This window comes from Pseudomonadota bacterium (assembly GCA_034660915.1).
In the GTDB taxonomy this organism is placed as follows: domain Bacteria; phylum Desulfobacterota; class Anaeroferrophillalia; order Anaeroferrophillales; family Anaeroferrophillaceae; genus DQWO01.
Map to the genome: position 1 here is coordinate 42,569 of JAYEKE010000079.1, position 21,043 is coordinate 63,611.

Genomic DNA, 21,043 nt, shown 5'->3' on the forward strand with positions numbered 1-21,043 from the left:
GCTGGAGTTTGGACGAACTTAAAGGCCGGCGGATTCCTTTCATGCCGGAATCTGAGCGCGAAGACTCAATGAAACTTATCATGGAAGTCATTTATAATGGCATTCCCTGCCAGGGGTTTGAAACGACGCGTTTAACCAAAGATGGACAGTTATTAAACATATCTCTCAGTGCATCACGCTATTGCGACCAGCAAAACCAACCGGTGGGAATGCTGGTCATTCTCAGGGATGTCACTGCCCGCCTGCAGGCAGAAGGGCTGTTGCGGGACAGGGAAGCAAAACTGCAAACTATCCTCCAGAGTGCGCCAACAGGCATTGGCATTTCGGCAAATCGGGTTTTCCAGGAAGTAAATCCGCAGTTTTGTAAAATGTTGGGGTATACCGAGCAGGAACTTCTCGGTCAAAATGCAAGAATGGTCTACCCTTCAGATGAAGAGTACGAGAAAGTTGGTCGTGAGCTGCAAAAATTTATTCGAAAATATGGCATGAGTACCATTGAAACCTATTTTTGCCACAAAGATGGCAAGACGATTGATGTCCTTCTTTCCTTTAAACCATTGATTGAAGATAATTTATCAGCAGCTATCATCTTCAATGCCCTGGATATAACCGAAATAAAAAAGCTGGAAGGCCAGCTCTACCAATCCCGAAAGATGGAATCAATCGGCACCCTTGCCGGCGGCATCGCTCATGATTTCAACAATATCCTTACGGCTATAACCGGCTACGCCCAGATGTCCATGATGAACCTGACAGACTCTACCAAGATAAAGCACAACGTGGAACAAATTCAGAAGGCTGCTGACCGGGCCGCCAACCTTACCCGCCAGATGCTTGGTTTCAGCCGCAAACAGATGGTCATCCCTCAAGTCATAGATATCAATAAGCTGATAGTAGAAATGGAAAAAATGCTGAAGCGGCTGCTCAGGGAGGATATCAAGTTTACCATATCATTGAATAAACAGGCGGGAACCATCTATGCCGATCCCAGTCAGTTGGAGCAGGTGATCATGAATCTGGTGGTCAATGCCCAGGATGCGTTCATCGGCCATGCTGGAAAGGCTGAGAAAACCATTAAGATTTCCACCTCCCAGGTTTCCCTGGATGAAGAATATGCTGCGATTCATGAAGGCAGCAGCACCGGTTTGCATTTGCTGCTGCAGGTGGAAGATAACGGCTGCGGAATGACCAAACAGGTTTCAAAACGTATTTTTGAACCCTTTTATACCACCAAAGACGTTGGGAAAGGTACCGGCATGGGGTTGGCAACCGTATATGGCATCGTCAAGCAGAACCAGGGCAGTATCTATGTTTACAGTGAACCGGGACGGGGAAGCACCTTTAAGATCTATTGGCCAATTATAGCCGCTGAAAAAGCTACCAAGGTGGAAAAGCAAAAGGACTTGCAGCCTAAAGGCGGCAGTGAGGTCATCCTGCTGGCCGAAGATGATGCCCAGATCAGGGAAACAAGCTGCTGTCAACTGAGGGAAGCTGGTTACACCATACTTGAAGCCGAAAATGGTCTCAAAGCCCTGGAGGCAGCAATAAAGCACCAGGGCAAGATTGATTTGCTGTTTACCGATATAGTGATGCCACTCATGGGTGGCAAAGATTTAAGTAAAAAAGTTAAAAAGATTCACCCTGAAATCACAATTTTTTATGCATCGGGCCATATGGAGGAAACTGTTCAGCAGGAGATTACCGACTTAGATCAGGATCACTTTATCAATAAACCGTACAACATCAACGATATCATGATCCGTATTCGCCAACTGCTGAACAAGAAAGAATCATAGCTCATTTCATGGCCTCGTGTTCTCCTCCAAAAAAACTAATGTTTTTAAGTAAATCAGTCAATAATGTAAACATTCGGGTACTGACTCGATATGGGGACAGAATTCAATTCTGTCCCCGTGCGAAGCAGGGCGAAGCAAAGGTGTAAATCAGTGTGACAAGCAGGGTGAAGCATTTAGCTTGGTGTTGTCGGCCGTCCCCTCCCTTTTTGCCTGGGAACTGTCGAATTCCATCAATTCGGACTATAAAGGCCCGATCTGGATTTGTATAGTCATTTTTTCTGTGATGACCCTGCTTATTATCTTTCTTAGCCCTTCTTTCCAGCGGTTACAGTATCAACGGGCAGTCGCGTGAAATCCTGGAAAGGGGATGCAGCCGGGAACATTCACCTCACTTGCCTGGAAACTTTGCTTTAGCGGTGTTTTTACAGGTTCTTAAAAACCACAAATCTTAAATTTTTCCAATAAACCCGCACTTCTCTTGACCAAAGCTGAAAATAATCTTATATTCCCTCCTGATGTGGACTGGCGCTGAATACTTCTCCGGTGGAGTTCAGCCATCCACTCTTTTTTTATCCTTTTACCAAGTGGGAAGATACTCTTATGGAAATGACAACTATAGCACAAAACAGCGGTGAAAAAGATGACGCCGGGCTGGTTTTTCAGCAGGCAAAAAAACGGATAGCGGGTGAAATTATCGGTCAGGAGGTTCTCGTTGAACGTCTTCTGATCGCCCTGTTGGCCGATGGTCATCTCCTGGTTGAAGGGGCTCCGGGATTGGCAAAAACCCGGGCAGTAAAGGCTCTGGCTGATTGTATCGAGGGTGATTTTCAGCGTCTGCAGTTTACTCCCGACCTGCTTCCGGCTGACCTGACCGGTACCGAAATCTATCAGCGCCGCAATGATTCCTTCCGTTTCCAGCCCGGCCCCCTTTTTCACAATATTGTTCTGGCCGATGAAATCAACCGCGCCCCGGCCAAGGTTCAATCCGCCCTGTTGGAAGCCATGTCGGAGAGGCAAATCAGTGTCGGCCATAAAACCCATTGTCTGCCGGATCTTTTTATGGTGATGGCAACCCAGAATCCCATTGAACAGGAGGGCACCTATCCCTTGCCTGAGGCCCAGCTCGATCGTTTTCTCATGCAGACCAAGGTAGGTTATCCTGATTATGAGAGCGAAAAAATGATTCTTGAGCTGGCCCGGCGGGAGGTATTGCATAAACTGGGAGGTGAAACTGCTAAAGAAGCAATCTTGAGCCCGACGTTAATATCCAAGGCCCGGCGGGAAGTACTTGATCTGCATATGGCCGATTCCCTTAAAGAATATATTGTCCAGCTTATTCTGGCAACCCGCAACCCGCAATCCTGCGGTGAGAAAATGAGTCGCTGGATAGAATACGGTGCCAGTCCACGGGCTACCATCGCCCTGGATCGCTGTGCCCGGGCGCATGCCTGGCTGCAGGGAAAAGAGTTTGTCACCCCGGGAAATATCCAGGCGGTTATCCATGACATTCTGCGCCATCGCCTTATTCTGACTTTCGAAGCCGAAGCCGATGGCATCACCAGTGAAGAGGTGATTGATGAACTTTTACGGCAGATTCCTGTACCATAAAAACCCATGCGCCTGATAAAATTTATTCGAAAATCACGACCGGCAACCGTTAACGGTATTACCTGTACACGGGAAGAACTGCTCGAACTGCGGCATATGGCCAGAACCTTAAGTATCGGCGGCAGTACGCGGGCCTATTCCATCATGGCCGGCAGTGCGCTGTCTAAATTTCGGGGGCGCGGGATGGATTATGCCGAATCTCGCATCTACACGCCAGGTGATGATGTTCGCAACATTGACTGGCGGGTCACGGCCCGTACCGGCAAGACTCACACCAAACTCTACGTCGAAGAACGTGATCGACCCGTTATTACCCTGGTCGATTTCAGTCCATCACTATATTTTGGGACGAAAGAGGCGTTTAAATCGGTGGTTGCCGCTCGGCTTGCTGCTACCATTGCCTGGACCGCAATTTTTAACAGTGACCGAATCGGCGGCATCATCCTGAGCCCTCGGGAGAAATTTGAACTACGACCTACAGCCGGCAGGAAAGGGGTGCTGGCATTGATCCAGACACTGGTCAAAGCCACCAGCCAATTTGCCGGCGAAAATTCAGCTTCATCTCTGGGACAGCTGATTCGTCACGGGGTACGAGCTATACGTCCCGGCAGCCGGATTTTTCTGATCAGTGATTTTTATCATTATGATGCGGAGCTGGAACGCAACCTGGGGCGCCTGGTCCGCCACAACGATTTTGTTTTTTGCCAGGTAATCGACCCTCTGGAAATGGCTCCGCCACCGCCAGGGGTTTACAGTATAACTGACGGCCATAAAAATACCCGGCTCAATACCAGAAATGCCGATGTGTGTCAGCACTACAGCAATACTTTTCGCGCCCGTCAGGACAATTTGGAACAGCTTGCCAGCCGACTGAAAATACCCCTGCTCAAGCTGGTCTCCGGCACTGATATCGCCGGGATTATGCGCCGGGGACTCAGCCTTAATCGTCGTGTAAACCTCCATGAATCCGAATAATCAAAACCCTCTGGCAGCCTTGAAGGATATTCACCTGCCACCTGTTCCCGGCTGGTTCCCCCCGGCTCCTGGTTGGTGGATACTGGGTTTTTCGCTGCTGGCACTGTTTAGTTATACCTTTTATAGGTGGCGGCAGCGACGGCTTTCCAGACGACCTGTCATCCTGGCTCTGCGTGAGCTTGCCCGGCTTGAGCTGAAAAGCAATGATCCTGAGAGCCAGCGCCAGACCCTCCAGGAGATATCATCCCTGCTGCGGCGTTTCTGCCTGGTATTTTTTTCCCGCCGGCAGGTTGCCGGTCTCTGTGGTCAATCATGGCTTGATTTTCTCAAAGAGAGAGCAGGGGAGAAAGGCCTGAAAATAACCGATGCCGAGCTTTACCCACTGCTGGAAGAGGCCTATGCCCCGGTTGCGGCTGCCGATCTTGAGGTTTTAGGGGAAATTATTGAAAAGTGGCTGGCAGCGCAAAAACGAAAAACCCGGAGGCGATCATGACCACTTTTTCCTGGCCCTGGATGTTTTTTGCCCTGCCCCTGCCATTGCTGGTCTATTTTGTGCTGCCCCGGGTCCGCGCAAGCGCCGGCATGGCCCTGAAAATACCTTTTTACCGGGAACTTGACGGTTTTTATCCAAGCAAGAGCGGCAAAAGCTCCACCTGGATCCGGTTGCTGGTCATTTTAGCCTGGATTCTGCTGGTTGGAGCGGCTGCCCGGCCTCAATGGATTGGCAAGCCGTTGAGTACTCCGATAAGTGGCCGGGATTTGCTGCTGGCGGTTGACATCTCCGGCAGCATGCAGATTAAAGATATGGAACTGGATAGTCAACAGGTTGACCGGCTGACCATGATTAAAAAAATTGCCGGGAACTTTATCGAGCGCCGTCAGGGTGACCGCATCGGCCTGATTCTTTTCGGTACCCGTGCCTACCTGCAGGTCCCCCTCTCTCTTGATCGTAAAACAGTCAATCAACTGTTGCAGGAATCATTGATCGGCATAGCCGGTAAAAAAACCGCCATAGGTGATGCCCTGGGACTGGCGGTTAAACGTCTGCAGAAAAGGCCCGGGAAGCGTAAAGTCCTGATTCTGTTGACCGATGGTGCCAACACCGCCGGAAACATCGAACCATTGAAAGCAGCCGAACTGGCGACCGGGGAGAATGTATCCATCTATACCATCGGTGTTGGAGCGGACCGCATGGTGGTTGATAGCTTTTTTGGCCGGCGGGTGGTCAATCCATCTGCCGATCTCGATGAAAAAACGCTGCAAAAAATTGCCAGGCTCACCGGTGGCCGTTATTTCCGTGCTCGTGATACCGGGGAACTGGAGAAAATTTACGTACTGCTTGATAAGCTAGAACCGGTAGTCAGTGAAGACCAGAACCTGCGTCCCGTGCTTGATCTCTTTTACTGGCCCTTAAGCGCTGCTTTATTGCTCGCTTTTTTATTGATGGTAATCAGACGCTATGACTTTTCATGATTTTCATTTTCTGCGTCCCTGGTGGTTGTTGGCACTTCCTCTTGGCCTTGTGTTGTTGAGCGGATTGCGTCAACAAAAGCGCGGACAAAGCCAATGGCACAAGATTTGTGACCAGCACCTGCTTGGACATCTGTTGGTAGGGGAATCCGAAACCAGATCTAAAAGTATCTATGGTTTTTTTATGCTTATGTTGTTGCTCGCCACCCTGGCCCTGGCTGGTCCCGCCTGGGAACGTCGACCACAACCGCTGTTCAGGTCGGCCGCCGGCCGGGTGATTGTTCTGGATTTGTCACTTTCCATGCAGGCAACGGACCTTCCTCCAAACCGCTTGAGCCGAGCCCGCTACAAGGCAATTGATCTGGTTAAAGCCGTGGTCGGGATTGACCAGGGATTGGTGGTTTTTGCCGGGGACAGCTTTATCGTAACGCCGTTGACCGATGACCGGGCCATGATTCTCAACCTGCTTCCAAGTCTTGATATCAACACGGTTCCGGTGCAGGGCAGCAGGGCTGACCGGGGGCTGGAAAAAGCCGGTGAACTGCTCCGGCGGGCGGCAGTCAGCCGTGGGCAGATCATTTTGATTGCTGATGATGCCGATGAGGCGGCGGTGAAGGTTGTCGCAAAACTTAAAAAAGCCGGCTACCGCACGGATGTCATCGCCGTCGGTAGCAAAGAAGGAGCGCCGGTACCCCTGCCGGAGGGGGGATACCTTAAAGGCGATCAGGGAAATATTGTTGTGCCGGTGCCGGATTTTAATGCATTACGCCAGGTGGCCGCCAAGGGTGGAGGGCAATATTATGACCTCGAGGCACCGGAATCCACTTTCCGAACTCTCAACCAGACTGCCGTTCTTTTTCCGAAAAAGGAGAAAAAAAGTGAGTTGACCGGCGACCAATGGCTTGATCGGGGACCATGGTTGTTGCTGCCCCTGGTGTTCATGGCAGCTTTCTGCTTCCGCAGAGGCTGGTTACTTATTATATTGGGAACTCTCCTGTTCCATCCTGCTCCGGCGGCCGCTTTTAACTGGCATGATCTCTGGCAGCGACCTGACCAACAGGCAGCAACCGCTTTTCAGCAAAAAGACTATAAGGAGGCGGCACAGCTGGCTAAAGACTCCGCCTGGCAGGCGGCGGCATTGTATCGGGCCGGTAAATTCAAACAGGCGGCTGCTGCTTTAAAACCGCTTAACTCGGCCAGTGATCATTACAATCGTGGCAATGCCCTGGCCCGGGCCGGAGAGCTTGAAAAGGCACTTGCGGCCTACGATCAGGCCCTCAAACTGGACCCGCAAATGGAGGATGCCCGTTTTAACCGGGAACTGGTGAAAAAACTGCTGAAACAGCAGCAACAGCAACAAAAAAAGAACGAATCCCGGAAAAATGACAGTAAACAACAAAACAAACAACAAAATAATAAAAACAATGAAGAACAACAACAGCAGCAACAGCGCCAGGGGAATCAAACCGCAAAAGATAATTCTTCGGCGCCACAGGATTTAAACCGGGACAAACAATCCACCGATCGGCAGAACCAGGAAGAAAAAGAGCGGCAAAGTTCAGCGGACCAAACCGGAAAAGATCAGGAAGACCAGAAAACAGCGCCGGCTGAACAGTCAGCCCATAAGCAGCAACAATCGGAAAATGAAAAGGAGCAGAAGAATAAATCTTCCAGTGCCACCACAGATGAAAAACCGATGGATGCCAAACAGCAAGCTCTGAAGCAATGGCTGCGTCGGGTACCGGATGATCCCGGGGGACTGCTGGAAAGGAAATTTTTCTATCAGTATCGTGCCCGACAGGGCCGATCCCAGGGACATAAAGGCTGGTAAAAAGTTTTGACAGGAAAAACCATGAAACCACTAAATAAACTTTTATATTTCTTTATTGGCGCCATAACCGTATTGCTCTTCAGTGGATACTTATCATTGAACTGCATGGCCGCGGTCAGCGCCAGACTCGACCGCCAAACTATCAGACTTGATGAAACGGTCAATCTTTCAGTCGAAGCCGATGGTGCTATGAATTCCATTGCCGGTCTTGATGCCAGCGCCCTGGAAAAAGATTTTTCCATTGTTAATCAGTCGACGAGCAGCAATTTCCAGATCATCAACGGTTCCAGCAAAGCCACAAAAACCTGGAATATTGAACTCGAACCAAAGCATGCCGGCAGGCTTACCATCCCATCATTTACAATCCGCGGGGAAAAGACCGCACCGATAACTTTAACCGTCACGACTAAAACACCAACAACCCCAGGCTCTTCTTCTACTATAGATGATGTATTATCTATTGAGGTTTTGCCGGTGATGGAAACTCCGGCATACCTGCAGGGACAGATTACCATCAGCGTCAAACTTTACCTGAAATCTCAATTGAACCTGAGCGAAGCTTCTCTTGAAGAACCCAAACTTGAACATGCCACCGTCATCAAACTGGGTGATGACCGCCGTTATCAAAGCCGAAGAAATGGGGTGGTCTATCAGGTTATTGAACGAAAATACGCGATTTTTCCTGAAGAGGGCCATGAAGTTACGGTGCCGTCGCTGCTTTTTCAGGCTATCACCAATGCCGGTGGCAATCGTTTTTTTTCGCGTGATCCTTTCTTTAATCGTTTTCCCGGTCAAAGACGCCGGCTGAGAGCCCGCAGTCAGGAATTGAAAATTCCCCTGGCCCCGATACCGAGAGAATTTGAAGGGAAAGTATGGCTGCCGGCAAGAAAGATAACGATCAAGGAAGATAAAATTCAGCTCAAGGAGCTCAAAGTTGGTGAACCGTTGACGCGAACCATCCAGATTGAAGCCCTGGGACTGACTGCTGCGCAGCTGCCGGAGATCAAGGTTAAAGCCCCGGATGGCTGTAAAATTTATCTCGATCAGCCGGAACTCAAAAACCAGATAGACGGTGACTATCTTCATGGCATTAAACGCCAGTCAATGGCTTTTATTCCATCCCAAGCAGGGATGTTTACGTTGCCTAATATCGCTATTAACTGGTGGGATGTGCGCAATAATCGCCAGCAGAAGGCGGTCTTGTCGGCTCACAAGGTCAAGGTGGTGGCAGTTCCGGGCCAACCCCATTCTTCTGCCGGGAAGCAGGACAATAATCCGTCAATGGTCCAAACCGGCTCACAGAATACCGCAAAAAACCAGGCTTCCTTGGTAGAGAAAAAATCTATTCCTGAAAAATCTATGATCTTTGACCGCGTTCAGTTCTGGCAGGTGATCAGCCTTATCCTGCTGCTGGTCTGGTTCTTCACTATCTTTTTTTGGCGCCAATCCCGGCGACAACAGGTAGTTGCTCAGCAGAAAAGGAAAATGCAAACGGAAAAGAAATCTATGGCCAATCGTGAGCAGATCAAAAAAGCCTGCCTGGACGATAATCCGCGCCTGGCTCAGCAGGCCATCCTTGATTGGGCTGCCGCCAATTGGCCGCAAAACCCGCCTACCAATCTCAGAAAGCTGGCGGAAACCGTGGGAAATGTTGAATTGTCAGAAGCCTTTGCCAAGCTTGAAGAGACCCTGTACAGCCCGGCTGCTATCCGGGAATGGAATGGCGGGCAATTCTGGCAGACAATCGCCAAAAATCTGCAAGGAAAATCCTCAACGAAATCAGCTGGCAAGAAAAGTGATGTATTGCCTCCACTCTATTCATGATCAATGCAAGTTGAACAGGTGATCAAGAGGTTGTTGATGGGTGACTGAATTCAGGTAAGAATCTCGATATGATCCCGGTCAAGGTATTCCAGCAGGGCTTTGCCGCCGCGGCGAATATGCTTTCTAACCAGTCTTTCTACCGCATCTTCCCGGCCTTTTTCCATCATGGTCAGCATCTGGGTATGATCTTCAATCTGGATTTGGGGCATGCTGGGAATGCGCAGCAGCATCCGCCGGTAGCGGAGGAAATTGTCCCGTAAAGATTCTATGATGCCGCAAAGCCGTTGGTTGCCGCTGCCCCGATAAAGGACATCATGGAAATCAGAAGAATTACGAAAAAATTTTTCCAGTTCCCAGACATCCAGGAGATGGACAGCCTTTTCATTGATTTCTTTTAACTGCTCTATGGTCCGGCTGTCTTTTCTAGTGGTTGCCAGCCGGGCGGCATATCCTTCAAGAATACTGCGAACTTCGATAATTTCCTTTAAATCTTCCCGGGTCAAGGCCCGCACAAGATAGCCAATCTTGCGTTTCTGTTCCAGGAAACCTTCCTGTTCCAGCAGTTGCAGAGCTTCCCTGGCCGGGGTGCGGCTGACCCCGTGAGCCTGAGCGATTTCTTCTTCTTTCAGCACCTGGTTGGGCTTGATTTTCAGGTTGAGAATCTGGCGTTTCAAGGTACTGTGAATGATGTCTTTTTTGCTGCGGCTCATTTCAGATATTGTCTGGCGATAGTGGTTTGCAGAACTTCATGGGTACCCCCGCCATTGAGCAGAAAACGGTTGTCGCGATAATAGCGCTGTACCGCGTATTCCATTGAGTAACCATAGGCTCCATGGATTCTCATGGCTTCGTCCGCTGTGCGGCAGGTGGCTTCAACGGTGAAATATTTGGCCATGGATGCCTCGTTCAAGCATGGTTTCCCCTGATCAATCAGGCCGGTGACTTTATCAACCATTAACTGGCCGGCTTCCAGGCTTACCGCCATGTTAGCTATTTTTGCCTGGATGAGCTGGTTATGGCCGATGGGCTTGCCGAATTGGACCCGTTCCTTACAGTATTTGATTGAATCATCCATGGCCGCCCGATGCAGGCCGAGAGCAAGGGCTGCGGTCATAATCCGAATTTCAGCCAAAATAGTAAGGAGAACGTTGAGTCCCTTGCCTTCCGCTCCCAGACGGTATTCAGTTGGAATATGACAATCGTTAAAATAGATTTCCGACAGACTGGAGCTGCGGGTTCCCAGGCAGTCAAATTTACGACTGTGAGAAAAACCGGGAGTATCGCTGGGGATAAAGAAAAACATCAGTCCCTTCAGCCCCTTGTCAGGGTCAGTTTGACAAAGGACTGTATGGAAATCCCCCTTGGGACCATTGGTTGACCAGGTTTTCATCCCATTAATGACATAGCCATCGCTGGTTTTCCGGGCCCTGGTCTGGACGTTGGATAAATCCGAGCCGGCTTCCGGCTCCGTTAGCTGAAAGGCCCCGATCTTTTCGCCGTTCAGCGCCGGACGAAGAAATTCTTCATGCATTTCTCTGGTTCCGTACAGGTAAAGACCATTGGTAGCCATCAGGCACTGCATGGCGGTGGTTGCCGCCAGACTCAGCAGTCCACGAGCCAGCTCCTGCATGGCAACACAGTAAAGGGTGGTATTGCCGCCGGAACCACCGACTTTTTCCGGGTAGCGAATTCCCAAAATACCCATCTTGGCCAATTGTTTGAAAAGATGATAGGGGAATTCGCCGGATTCATCTATTTCCCGGGCCTGGGGAATAAGTTCATGGTCAACGAAACGGGCCATGATTTCCTGCAGTAGTTTTTTAGGGTCTGAACGTAACATCTTAATTCCTTATGGACTTTTTTATTCCTAAATTAAGCGATTAGCTTTTAGCTGTTAGCTGTTAGCTCAATAATTACAAGATGTTTAATATTACCCACCTTCACCCGTTGGGTGTTGTTACTAATCATCGTAAAGCCCTGATTTTTAAAAGCTAATTGCTAATGGCTAACCGCTAATAGCTCAGCTTAGTTTATTGTAAACGTGCGGTTAATTCAGGAATTACCTGGTGCACATCGCCGACAATTCCCCAGTCGGCAATCTTGAAGATCGGGGCGTTGGCATCTTTATTGATGGCAATAATGTAACGTGAATTAATCATTCCGGCACGGTGTTGGACCGCGCCCGAGATGCCGCAGGCAATATACAATTCGGGGCGGACTGTCTGTCCGGTCTGTCCAACCTGTCGTTCGGCTGAAATCCAGCCATTTTCAACCGCAATCCGGGTACCGGCAATTTCGCCATCGATCACTTCAGCCAGTTTTTCAAGTTGGGAAAAAGCCGCGGCACTTCCTAAACCACGACCGCCGGCGACAATGGCCCTGGCATCATTGAGTTTGATTTTCCGACCGGCAGTCCGGATGGTTTCGATAATCCTGGCGGTGTTGGACCGGGGCGAAACGGTGAGAGGAATCTCCTCGACGATGCCACGATTTCCGGGTATTTTCCTGGCAACCATTACTCCGGGGCGGACGGTGGCCATCTGGGGGCGGCTGTAACGACAGACAATGGTAGCCATAATATTGCCGCCGAATGCCGGCCTGGTCTGCAACAAGATTTTCTCACTTGGATCAATCGTAAGACCGGTACAATCGGCGGTCAGGCCGGTTTGCAGCCGTCTGGCCAGGCGGGGAGCCAGGTCACGTCCCAGCAAGGTTGCCCCAATTAAAAGAATATTTGGTTGCTGGCTTCTGACAATGGTTTCAATGGTGTCTGTATAAACATTGGTTCGGTATTCCTGAAGTTCCGGGTGCCGGACCAGTAAAACCCGGTTGGCACCATGTAGAATTAAGGTTTCGCTCATGGAAGCAACATCATTATTACCCAGAAGCAGTGCGGCTACCTCCTGGTTAAGCTCCGACGCCAATTGACGGGCTTCGCCCAGAAGCTCCAGGGATACGGGATTCAGCTTCCCATGGCGTTGCTCGGCGATAATCCAAACGCCGTGGACATTGCTGAAATCAGGGATAGCCCGTTCCTTGACATCGGTCAGGATGGCCTTTTGTCGACAGCTTTCTATACAGGCGCCGCAGGAAATGCAGGTATCAAGAATATGGGCTTTATCATCATTGCCAATCTCTATCGCTCCATACGGGCAGGTCTTGAGACAGCGACCACAACCATTACATTTTTCGCTGTCGATCCAGGTACTCATGCAATTACTCCTGATGGTTAATAACTCAACTTTATGAGTTGTTCTAAAAACAGCTGCAAGAAATTTTCATGGATGTTCCGGCATGGCTCTCGCTCATTCTCGCCGGCCGTCCATGGCCGGCTTCCGAGGCGTCCGCCGCGAATCACATCGTGTGATTCGTTCGGCGGCCAATACCGCTATGAGCCAAGCCCGAACATCCTGTAATGTATGTCTGACAATGTAAGTCAGAAAGCCGAGTAATAAAGCTGTTTCTATCAGTATTTAGCTTTGTAAAATCAGTAAGTTAACTACTTAAAGTTGATAATTTAATTTAGCTTAAACCAACTGGTGACTTCGTAATTTATCCACCAGCTGGCTGACCGCTGTTTTAATATCGCCGGTAAAAAGTTCTCCGTCCCGACTGCTTTTTGGTGAAAATGTTTTCATAACCTGGGTCAGTGAGCCATCCAGGCCGATCTGGTTGGCCTGCAAGCCAAGGTCAGCGGCATTCCAGATGGTGATGGGCGTTTTGCCGTTGCAGGCATTCAGCAGATTGCCAACCAGGGGATAGCGAGGTTGGTTCAGTTCATCAGTGACCGTCAACAGAGCCGGCAGTGGAAGGGAGAGTTTTAACATGCCTTCCTCATAACGTTTGCTTACCGTAATGTTTTCTTTTTCTACCAGATTAATATCGCAGACACAGGCTGCCTGGGGCAGATCAAGTAATTCGGCAATCTGAGGACCAATCTGGGCCGTATCACCATCAATAGCCTGGTGGCCGCAGATGATCAGGTCATAATGTTCGAGTTTACGGATGGCTTGCCCCAGGGTGGTTGACGTCGCCCAGGTATCGGCGCCGGAAAAGGCGCGGTCCGTCAGGAGAATACCGGCATCACATCCCATTCCTAAGGCTTCGCTGATGACATCAATGGCCTGAGGCGGTCCCATGGAGACAACCGTGATGGTACCGCCATATTCTTCCTTGAGCTTTAAGGCCGCTTCCACGGCATGGAGGTCATCGGGATTAGGAATGCTTTTGACCCCTTCCCGTTCCAGGTTGCCGGTTTTGGGGTTCAGTTTTATCTCAGTCGTATCAGGAACCTGTTTGATTAAAACAATACTATCCATTGCGAATTTTAATTCTCCTTACAAATCAATGAACCGCTCCCGCCAGGCAGGTGATCAGGGACGGAAATATTTCAATGAGTAAAATACAAATGATGTACGTGGGCAGAAAATAGACAACTCCCTTGAAAACCGTGGCCAGGGAAATATCTTCAGACATTCCCGCCACCACGTAAGCGTTGACGCCCACCGGCGGAGTGATGGCACCCATGGTGGTGACTATGGTGATCAGGACGCCAAACCAGATGGGATCATAATGTAATTTCAGGGCCAGGGGATAGAAAATGGGGATGGTAATCAACAGCAGGCCCAGGGCATCCATAATCGCGCCGCCGATAATAAACACCACGATGATCAGCCAGAGAATGACAAAATTGGGAACCGGCAGGGCAGCAGCCCATTCGGCGATCAAATAGGGCAGTCGGGTGATGGCCAGAAAGCGACCGAAAATGACGGCTCCACTGATGATAATAATGATGAAACAAGATATTCTCAAGGTGTCTTCAACGGCCCGGGTGAATCCTTTCCAGTTAATTGATCTTTGTATCAGACTGATCAGCAGGGCAAAAAAAGAGCCGATGGCCCCGGCTTCGCTGGGGGTGAAAAACCCGATGAACAGGCCGCCCATGACGATACAGAAAAGAACCAATACTTCAATAGAGCCTTTAAATGAGGCCAGTTTCTGGACCAGGCTGGTCTTGGGGCCGGCGGGTCCCCATTCCTCATGTCGTTTACAAATCAGAATAACCGTAAAGATCATCAGAACGGCGAGGATAATACCGGGAATAATACTGCCGAAAAAAAGTCTGGCGATGGATTGGCCGGTATAAATACCGAAAACCACCAGGACGATGCTGGGGGGGATAACAACTCCCAGGGTAGAGCCGGCGGCGATGGAGCCGGTAATCAGGATCGGATGATAATGATATTTTTTCATCTCCGGCAGCGCTACTGAAGTCATGGTGGCCGCGGTTGCCGTATTGGAACCGCTGATGGCGGCAAAACCGGCACAGGCCATGATGGTTGACATTGCCAAACCGCCCCGGGTCTGGCCTAGGCAGGTATAGGCGGCATTATAGAGTTTAGTATTGACATTGGAATGAAAGCAGATCAGACCCATGAAGATGAAGAGGGGAATGATGGTCAGGCCGTATGATGAAAAAGTAGTCCATAATTCGCTGCCAATCATGCCCAGGGCGGCCGTAGGTGAAGCGACATAAGCAACCCCGAGAAAACCGATAATCGCCATGGCAAAACCTACCGGTAGTTGAAACAGGAACATGGATGCCAGCATGATAGCGATACCGACAAGACCCACAATTTCAGGGCTCATGATTCCTCCCGGTGATTTTCAGGCTGGCGCAGGCCCTTCGAGAAATCCAGAAAAAGAATAATCGCCAACAACCCCAGACCAATGGCGACAATAAAAATAAATGGATAATAGCTGATCCTCAAGGTTTCTGACTTTTCACCGCTGTGCCGGATATTTAACCCCCAGACGGCGGTCTGCCAGGAAGCCAGAGTAAAAAAAAGCGCGCTGATGAGATAACTGAAGGTTTTTGCCCGCCGCCGCCAATGAGCATTATAATGATTAGTCAGAATATCAATGGCAACATGATTTTTACGGGTCTGGGTGTAGCCCAGAGCCATGGCGGTGGTTAAAGCACCTAAAAAACCGATCACTTCAAAACTGCCTTTAATCGGCTGCCAGAAACAACGTGAAGCCACATTGGCAAAACCAATAAGCATCATCAAAAGTAGCGATAAACCACCGATAATGATACATATCCGGTTGATGGTGGCGATAATTTTCTCTATTTTATCCACAAAGAATCCATCTTTTCATCAAACCCACTCATTTGCGATTGCTCCCTCTTTGATGTATTTAACGCCAAGCATTAGCCGCCCTGAACGCGGCTGTACAAATTACGATTTCATCAATAAGTTCGCGCCGCGTTCAGAGTCGGTCTATATGAAATTGTTCGGCGTTTTTTGGGGCGTATCTTTTTATTATAGGCAGGAGAGACCGCAAAGCTTCATTTACGGAATCATGATCGGGGAAGTATTGAGCAACATCAGGATCAATTACGACAACGTTTGTCTCCTCGGCATATTTCTTTGCATATTTTCCCCTTACACCTTTGCTGAAATCATACTCCTCTAACACGTCAGAATCATTTTGCATTACTTTCATAATATGACCTCTCTTTTTTCGTCGCCTTTCTGGCACTTATTATTCTAATATTGTTACCATGTTCTGTATGCACAATAATTAACGTACGGTCTTTATAGGACATTCCTATCAAAATAAACCGTTCTTCCTTTTCGGAATGAAGAGGGTCATGGATTGTCAATGAAAGAGGGTCCGCAAAAACGGTACTTGCCTCGTCAAAGCTGATTCCATGTTTTTGTTCATTGCTCTTTGCTTTTTCGACATTCCATTAAAACAATAACATGTCCTGCCCTGTTTTTAATGTAATTTTTTTGAATAAAGAATTGTTTTTAGGATGGCAACGAATGTAAGCATAATCATCGGGCCAACCACATAGAGTACGTTTATCATATCATTTTTGTATGCTTGTACAGGTTTGAATAGAAAGATTATCCCAACAACTATCATCAAAAAAGACCAAAATATAAGTTGTTTGTCGCCATAGCAGTTGATTTTGAACCATGCTTCGTTCGAAGTGAATGACTCTTTGATACGAAACCCATATATTTTATTCATTGGAACTTTTCGCATCACAAGAGGGATACCGACGAGAATGTATAAGATGCCAGCAGAAATATTCACAACCCTTATAAGTATATTTAAGTTTTGCATGATTTTCACCGCTAAACATCACTATTATCAGGCTTTTTTGACCTGATAAGTTGATATGTAAGGGTCTTTGTAAGTTCTCAATAACGTCTGGAAAAGCACAAAAGTTTTGGGTTGCGGGCATCGCCGGCCTTAAAGCCTCATGGGGATATAAAGGCAGTAACCGCCTGAAAACATACAAAGGCGGTGGAGAAGATACTCCACCGCCTTTGAGCTTCTATTTACCGTATTCTTTTTCGTACTTGGCCTTTAAACTGTAGAGATCATCGAGAAACTGCTGGCCTGGCAGACCGGCTTCTTTAGTTTTCTGGAGGTAGCCGGTAATCATGAACTTGACTTTATCATTGACTTCCTTGGTTTCGGCGGCTGAAAAACGATAGATGCCAACCCCCTGTTTTTCCTTTGACCAGACCAGTGCGTCTTTTACATGCTGGTCTTCATACTGGCCTGTCCAGAGAGCCTGTTCCCGTCCCAGGTCATTGAAAACCTTTTTTACGTCAGCGGGCAGGGCATTCCATTTTTTCAGATTCATAACCACGGCAAATGAGGTAGTAGGGCCATTGGTAATGGTCACATGTTTACATAACTCGGCAAATTTAAAATCCTTCATGACTTCAAGGGAAGAGAAAAGTCCTTTGACCACGCCTTTCTGCAGCGATTCCGGAACGCTGGACATGGGCATGGCCACCGGAGTGGCTCCCATGGCATCCAGGTATTTGCCTGAAATACCGGTTCCCCGAATTTCCAGTTTTTTCAGATCACTGAGCTTTTTTACCGCTACTTTGGACATCAGATTGCCCGGAGCACAGGTAAACAGGGTCAAAACCTTGACTTTGTCATAGGATTTGGGCTGATATTTTTGATAGAGGTCCCAGAATGTGAGACTGGCGGCAGTAGCATTGGTGAAGGTAACCGGTAGATCAATGCCCTCCATCAGGGGAAAACGTCCGGGAATGTAGGGTGGGCAGAAACAGCCGATGTCAGCAATGCCGGAGATAACCCCATCTAGCATGTTTTTGGCTCCCAGCAGGGTTCCGCCCGGAAAGGTGGTAACTTTCACCGCTCCATTGGTACGCTTTGCCACTTCTTTCGCCCAGCGTTCCATCTGCACACAGGGGAAGGTGGGAGCCGGGGGGAAATTAGCATATCTCAGCTCAATGGTTTTGGCGCCGGCGGGGGCGGGCAGCGTAAGTCCCAGCGTCAGAAAGGTGCCGATAATCAGCAGGATGAGTGATTTGCCCATAATTTTTCTGGTCATCATTTTTTCCTCCTTAGTCATGCGGTTTGGGTTGGCTTGGCTGTCGGAAAACTGATTCTTAAGTTAAGCTATTAGCGGTTAGCCATTAGCGTTTAGCTTTGAAAAACCAGGGTATTACGTTAATGTGAAATAATATCCCACGGGTGAAAAGTTTATAGTTAATATTCGACTTTGTTTATAAATCGGCAAATTTTTCTTATTTCTCACAGAGACACTGAGTCACAGAGGGCAAATGACAGGGGTTCTCTGTGACTTTGTGTCTCCGTGAGAGTGTTTTTGTCTTTTTTGAAAACGTAGTCGAATATTTACAGTTTATAATGGTAAACATCCTGTAATCATTAAACTAATAGCTTAATTATATTACATTGCTCTTTTTCAGTGATTCCATTTCCGTTTTCTGGATACCCACTTCTTCATGGTAAATCTGCTGATTATGTTCCCCCAGTCTCGGCGGGAAGGGGAGCTGATAATTCATTTCCCGAAGATGTGGTGTGTCGTATGCCGGAGGTGAAAGGGTGACCGTATAGCCACTGTCCGGATCAACGGTTTTCAGCAGATGATCTTTGATAAGAGGATCGTCAAGCAGATCTTTCATCGTGTTAATTTTTGAAGCCGGCAGGGTGATCTGCTGAAATTTTTGCAGAAGTTCTTCACTGGTAAAGGTGATGGTAATGGTTTCAACCTGGCGGTTGAGATTGACGACATCGGCAATCCGGCCGGCATTTTGTCGGTATTTTTCCTGATTAAGGATCGAGAAACCATCCAGTTCAGTTAATGCCTGCCACTGCCGATCATTGCCGACTGCCAGGTAGATGAAGCCATCTTTGGTTTTAAAAACGGAAACTGGGGCGAAGAACTCGTGGGTATTGCCCCGCCGGGAAATATGCCGGTTAAAGGATGCTACCATCGGCAGGTTGATGGCCTGCCAGCTGACCGCGCTTCTGAACATGGAAAAATCAATGCGTGAGCCACTGCCGTTGACCTCCCGTTTAAGCAGGGCCCGCATGGTGAGGGCGTAGACCTGTTCACTGCTGCCCATATCCGGCAGTGGAATCCCCAGCACTTGAGGTGGCCCATCGGGTTCTCCGGTCATTTCCATCAGGCCGCTGCGGGCCTGGAGTATAGGGTCATAGGCACCCTCGTTGCTCTCGGGTCCGAAGCCGGTAACCCCTATCCAGATAAGATCGGATTTGCAAGCGGACAGGGTTTCATAATCTATTCCCAGTTTGACATAATTCTTAGGCAGCTGATTGGTGACAAAAATATCCACATTCAGTCCGACAATGAGTTTCCGCAGTAACTGCTGACCTCTTTTTTCCTTGAGATTCAGGGTGACAGCCTGTTTGCCGGCATTAATGGTTAAAAAATAGGAATTCATTCCTTCTTCCGCCAGCACTGGTTCCCCCACCTGCCGGTTGGGATCAGTAATTATCGGATGCTCAATCCGGATAACCCGGGCTCCTTCATGAACCATTTTATAGGTGAAGTAAGGGACCACGATCGCCTGTTCCAGGCTGATGATGGTTAGTTGATTGAAAAAATCGTCTTGTGCCATACGGTGATCACTCGCTGATAATTGAACAATGGCCGCGCACCTGGAAGCTCATATTTTCCGAAAAATGCTCATTTATGAAAAAAACACCATACATTATCTCTTCTTTATGTATGCATATAAATGTTGATAACGTCATTTGTCAAGTGAAATAATCATAATTGATGATTATGCTTTAATAGCATCATATAACATTGATTTTCATATTATTATCAACTATAACTTTGTTGTAAAAAAATCGTTGACAAATAATTATCATTGCTCTATTTTGTCTAATCAACAATCTTTATGTATACGTAAAAGGGGTAGTAAAGAATGTTAAGCCTGCCAAAAATAGATTATTGCCGGCCGGAGAATGAAGAGGAACTGTTGGCCTGCATGGAAGCCCACCAGGACAACTTTGCCTTGCTGGCGGGAGGCACCGCCCTGGTAAATGATCTCAAGCGCGGATTGCCAAGCGCTCGGGTTTTGATCAGTCTGGGGGCGCTCCAGGAATTGCGAGGCATCGAATATGACCGGGAACAGGATCGATTGATTATTGGTTCCATGACAACCCTGGCGGAGATGTCTGTTTCACCAGTGCTACAGGATTTGCTTCCGGGGTTGATTGAGGCAGTGAATATGGTTGCGGCTCCACCAATCAGGAACCGGGCGACGCTGGGAGGCAACCTTTGTCTGGATACCCGTTGTTACTACTACAATCAGTCACTTGCCTGGCGAAAACTCCGTGAGCCATGTTATAAATGTGGCGGCAAGGTCTGTTTAGCAGTGCCCGGAGCCAAGCAATGTCAGTCAGTCTTCTGTGCCGATCTGCCACCGTTGCTCCTGGCCCTGGGAGCAAAATTGCTTATTGGTCCTGGGGAAACCAGGGAAATGTCCCTGGCGGAATTATATACCGGTAACGGGGTGAGTCCTCATTGTCTTCCAGCCGATGAATATATTAGGAGCATAGTCATTGAAGATACTTCGCGGAAGTGGGGATGCTATCGCAAATTTCGCTTACGTAAATCGCTGGATTTTCCCCTGGCCGGAATAGCAATGGCCGGCGAGAAAACAGAGGATAAATCTTTTAAACAGTTGAAAATTGTTTTGGGTGCACTGGCATCCGGGCCGCTGTTTGTCGAAGTAGCGGCAGAAATTTTATCGGGCGAATCATATGATGATCATGATGCTGTCAAGCAGGCATCGACAGTGCTGGTCGCGTCGGCAAAACCGGTTGCCAATATTGGTTCCCGGCCCGGGCATAGAAAAAAGATGGCCGGTATCCTGCTGCAGAAAATGGTGGCGGACCTTCAGGATAAAAAATAACAACCCAACTTTCTAACTTGTATTGCCAGGGATATATCTCATGGGATGTTCGGGCTTGGCTCATAGCCTGTCTGCGTGCGGCACGCACAGGCAGGCGGTATTGGCCGCCTGGTTGGGGTCAGTTTTAAAACTGTCCCCCATTGTGATTCGCGGCGGACGCCTGGGGACATTGCTTTAGCGCGCCCCACAACCGGCCATGGTCGGCCGGCGAGAATGAGCGAGAGCCATGCCGGAACATCCTTGGAAACGTCTTTCAGCCGTATTTAGAACAACTCAGAAAGTTG

Annotated in this window: 18 protein-coding genes and 1 pseudogene; 9 read left to right on the forward strand and 10 right to left on the reverse strand. The window is 48.7% G+C overall.

From position 1 onward, the window contains the following. The 7 genes from U9P07_04670 to U9P07_04700 all read left to right on the forward strand — a co-directional run. The coding region (locus U9P07_04670; protein MEA2108695.1) for a PAS domain S-box protein at positions 1-1,796 on the forward strand (1,796 nt) is incomplete at its 5' end. A gap of 600 nt (positions 1,797-2,396) precedes the next feature. Next, entirely contained in the window at positions 2,397-3,404 is a 1,008-nt protein-coding gene (locus U9P07_04675) for a MoxR family ATPase (GenBank protein MEA2108696.1), read from the forward strand. Between the two features lie 6 nt (positions 3,405-3,410). Beyond that, positions 3,411-4,379 carry a DUF58 domain-containing protein gene (locus U9P07_04680; GenBank protein MEA2108697.1) on the forward strand — a complete coding sequence of 323 codons (969 nt, stop codon included), beginning with the start codon at positions 3,411-3,413 and terminating at the stop codon, positions 4,377-4,379. Next, positions 4,366-4,872: a DUF4381 domain-containing protein gene (locus U9P07_04685; GenBank protein ID MEA2108698.1), complete on the forward strand. Its 507-nt coding sequence runs from the start codon at positions 4,366-4,368 to the stop codon at positions 4,870-4,872. The genes U9P07_04680 and U9P07_04685 overlap by 14 nt, the downstream gene beginning before the upstream one ends. Beyond that, on the forward strand, positions 4,869-5,852 hold the full coding sequence (locus U9P07_04690) for a VWA domain-containing protein (GenBank protein ID MEA2108699.1): 984 nt from the start codon (positions 4,869-4,871) through the stop codon (positions 5,850-5,852). Before U9P07_04685 ends, U9P07_04690 begins: the two co-directional genes overlap by 4 nt. Beyond that, positions 5,839-7,680 carry a VWA domain-containing protein gene (locus tag U9P07_04695; GenBank protein MEA2108700.1) on the forward strand — a complete coding sequence of 614 codons (1,842 nt, stop codon included), beginning with the start codon at positions 5,839-5,841 and terminating at the stop codon, positions 7,678-7,680. Before U9P07_04690 ends, U9P07_04695 begins: the two co-directional genes overlap by 14 nt. A 21-nt stretch (positions 7,681-7,701) precedes the next feature. After that, the gene (locus U9P07_04700; GenBank protein MEA2108701.1) at positions 7,702-9,504 is read left to right on the forward strand and encodes a BatD family protein; all 1,803 of its coding nucleotides are present in this window, start codon (positions 7,702-7,704) and stop codon (positions 9,502-9,504) included. Between the two features lie 50 nt (positions 9,505-9,554). On the opposite strand, the gene U9P07_04705 is transcribed toward U9P07_04700, so the two are convergent. From U9P07_04705 to U9P07_04715, 3 genes are all read right to left on the reverse strand, one after another. Next, positions 9,555-10,214 carry a GntR family transcriptional regulator gene (locus U9P07_04705; GenBank protein ID MEA2108702.1) on the reverse strand — a complete coding sequence of 220 codons (660 nt, stop codon included), beginning with the start codon at positions 10,212-10,214 and terminating at the stop codon, positions 9,555-9,557. Next, positions 10,211-11,344 (reverse strand): acyl-CoA dehydrogenase family protein, encoded by a 1,134-nt coding sequence (locus tag U9P07_04710; protein MEA2108703.1) that lies wholly within the window; start codon positions 11,342-11,344, stop codon positions 10,211-10,213. The genes U9P07_04705 and U9P07_04710 overlap by 4 nt, the downstream gene beginning before the upstream one ends. Before the next feature lie 190 nt (positions 11,345-11,534). Continuing rightward, entirely contained in the window at positions 11,535-12,716 is a 1,182-nt protein-coding gene (locus U9P07_04715; protein ID MEA2108704.1) for an electron transfer flavoprotein subunit alpha, read from the reverse strand. 82 nt (positions 12,717-12,798) lie between these two features. Between U9P07_04715 and U9P07_04720 the strand changes: the two genes are divergently transcribed. Next, complete coding sequence (locus tag U9P07_04720; protein MEA2108705.1) at positions 12,799-12,939, forward strand: hypothetical protein; 141 nt, start codon at positions 12,799-12,801, stop codon at positions 12,937-12,939. A 92-nt stretch (positions 12,940-13,031) separates the two neighbouring features. On the opposite strand, the gene U9P07_04725 is transcribed toward U9P07_04720, so the two are convergent. The 7 genes and pseudogenes from U9P07_04725 to U9P07_04755 all read right to left on the reverse strand — a co-directional run bounded on the left by U9P07_04725 (position 13,032) and on the right by U9P07_04755 (position 19,454). After that, on the reverse strand, positions 13,032-13,823 hold the full coding sequence (locus U9P07_04725) for an electron transfer flavoprotein subunit beta/FixA family protein (protein ID MEA2108706.1): 792 nt from the start codon (positions 13,821-13,823) through the stop codon (positions 13,032-13,034). Between the two features lie 25 nt (positions 13,824-13,848). After that, positions 13,849-15,153 (reverse strand): TRAP transporter large permease subunit, encoded by a 1,305-nt coding sequence (locus tag U9P07_04730; GenBank protein MEA2108707.1) that lies wholly within the window; start codon positions 15,151-15,153, stop codon positions 13,849-13,851. Continuing rightward, a complete protein-coding gene (locus U9P07_04735; protein ID MEA2108708.1) occupies positions 15,150-15,647 on the reverse strand; it encodes a TRAP transporter small permease in 498 nt (165 codons plus the stop codon). The genes U9P07_04730 and U9P07_04735 overlap by 4 nt, the downstream gene beginning before the upstream one ends. A 130-nt stretch (positions 15,648-15,777) precedes the next feature. After that, the gene (locus U9P07_04740) at positions 15,778-16,014 is read right to left on the reverse strand and encodes a hypothetical protein (GenBank protein MEA2108709.1); all 237 of its coding nucleotides are present in this window, start codon (positions 16,012-16,014) and stop codon (positions 15,778-15,780) included. Beyond that, positions 15,995-16,249, reverse strand: a pseudogene (locus U9P07_04745) (BrnT family toxin). The gene U9P07_04740 and the pseudogene U9P07_04745 overlap by 20 nt, the downstream one beginning before the upstream one ends. A gap of 609 nt (positions 16,250-16,858) precedes the next feature. Then, the gene (locus tag U9P07_04750; protein MEA2108710.1) at positions 16,859-17,902 is read right to left on the reverse strand and encodes a TRAP transporter substrate-binding protein; all 1,044 of its coding nucleotides are present in this window, start codon (positions 17,900-17,902) and stop codon (positions 16,859-16,861) included. A gap of 352 nt (positions 17,903-18,254) precedes the next feature. Continuing rightward, the gene (locus U9P07_04755) at positions 18,255-19,454 is read right to left on the reverse strand and encodes a CoA transferase (GenBank protein MEA2108711.1); all 1,200 of its coding nucleotides are present in this window, start codon (positions 19,452-19,454) and stop codon (positions 18,255-18,257) included. A gap of 312 nt (positions 19,455-19,766) precedes the next feature. On the opposite strand from U9P07_04755, the gene U9P07_04760 reads away from it, so the two are divergent. Beyond that, positions 19,767-20,759, forward strand: coding sequence for an FAD binding domain-containing protein (locus U9P07_04760; protein MEA2108712.1), 993 nt, complete (start codon positions 19,767-19,769; stop codon positions 20,757-20,759). Positions 20,760-21,043: the final 284 nt, after the last annotated feature.

Coding starts and splice junctions, on each gene's coding strand:
- U9P07_04675 (MEA2108696.1), top strand. CDS start 2,397: ATGGAAATGACAACTATAGCACAAAACAGCGGTGAAAAAGATGACGCC.
- U9P07_04680 (MEA2108697.1), top strand. CDS start 3,411: ATGCGCCTGATAAAATTTATTCGAAAATCACGACCGGCAACCGTTAAC.
- U9P07_04685 (MEA2108698.1), top strand. CDS start 4,366: ATGAATCCGAATAATCAAAACCCTCTGGCAGCCTTGAAGGATATTCAC.
- U9P07_04690 (MEA2108699.1), top strand. CDS start 4,869: ATGACCACTTTTTCCTGGCCCTGGATGTTTTTTGCCCTGCCCCTGCCA.
- U9P07_04695 (MEA2108700.1), top strand. CDS start 5,839: ATGACTTTTCATGATTTTCATTTTCTGCGTCCCTGGTGGTTGTTGGCA.
- U9P07_04700 (MEA2108701.1), top strand. CDS start 7,702: ATGAAACCACTAAATAAACTTTTATATTTCTTTATTGGCGCCATAACC.
- U9P07_04705 (MEA2108702.1), bottom strand. CDS start 10,214: ATGAGCCGCAGCAAAAAAGACATCATTCACAGTACCTTGAAACGCCAG.
- U9P07_04710 (MEA2108703.1), bottom strand. CDS start 11,344: ATGTTACGTTCAGACCCTAAAAAACTACTGCAGGAAATCATGGCCCGT.
- U9P07_04715 (MEA2108704.1), bottom strand. CDS start 12,716: ATGAGTACCTGGATCGACAGCGAAAAATGTAATGGTTGTGGTCGCTGT.
- U9P07_04720 (MEA2108705.1), top strand. CDS start 12,799: ATGGCTCTCGCTCATTCTCGCCGGCCGTCCATGGCCGGCTTCCGAGGC.
- U9P07_04725 (MEA2108706.1), bottom strand. CDS start 13,823: ATGGATAGTATTGTTTTAATCAAACAGGTTCCTGATACGACTGAGATA.
- U9P07_04730 (MEA2108707.1), bottom strand. CDS start 15,153: ATGAGCCCTGAAATTGTGGGTCTTGTCGGTATCGCTATCATGCTGGCA.
- U9P07_04740 (MEA2108709.1), bottom strand. CDS start 16,014: ATGAAAGTAATGCAAAATGATTCTGACGTGTTAGAGGAGTATGATTTC.
- U9P07_04750 (MEA2108710.1), bottom strand. CDS start 17,902: ATGATGACCAGAAAAATTATGGGCAAATCACTCATCCTGCTGATTATC.
- U9P07_04755 (MEA2108711.1), bottom strand. CDS start 19,454: ATGGCACAAGACGATTTTTTCAATCAACTAACCATCATCAGCCTGGAA.
- U9P07_04760 (MEA2108712.1), top strand. CDS start 19,767: ATGTTAAGCCTGCCAAAAATAGATTATTGCCGGCCGGAGAATGAAGAG.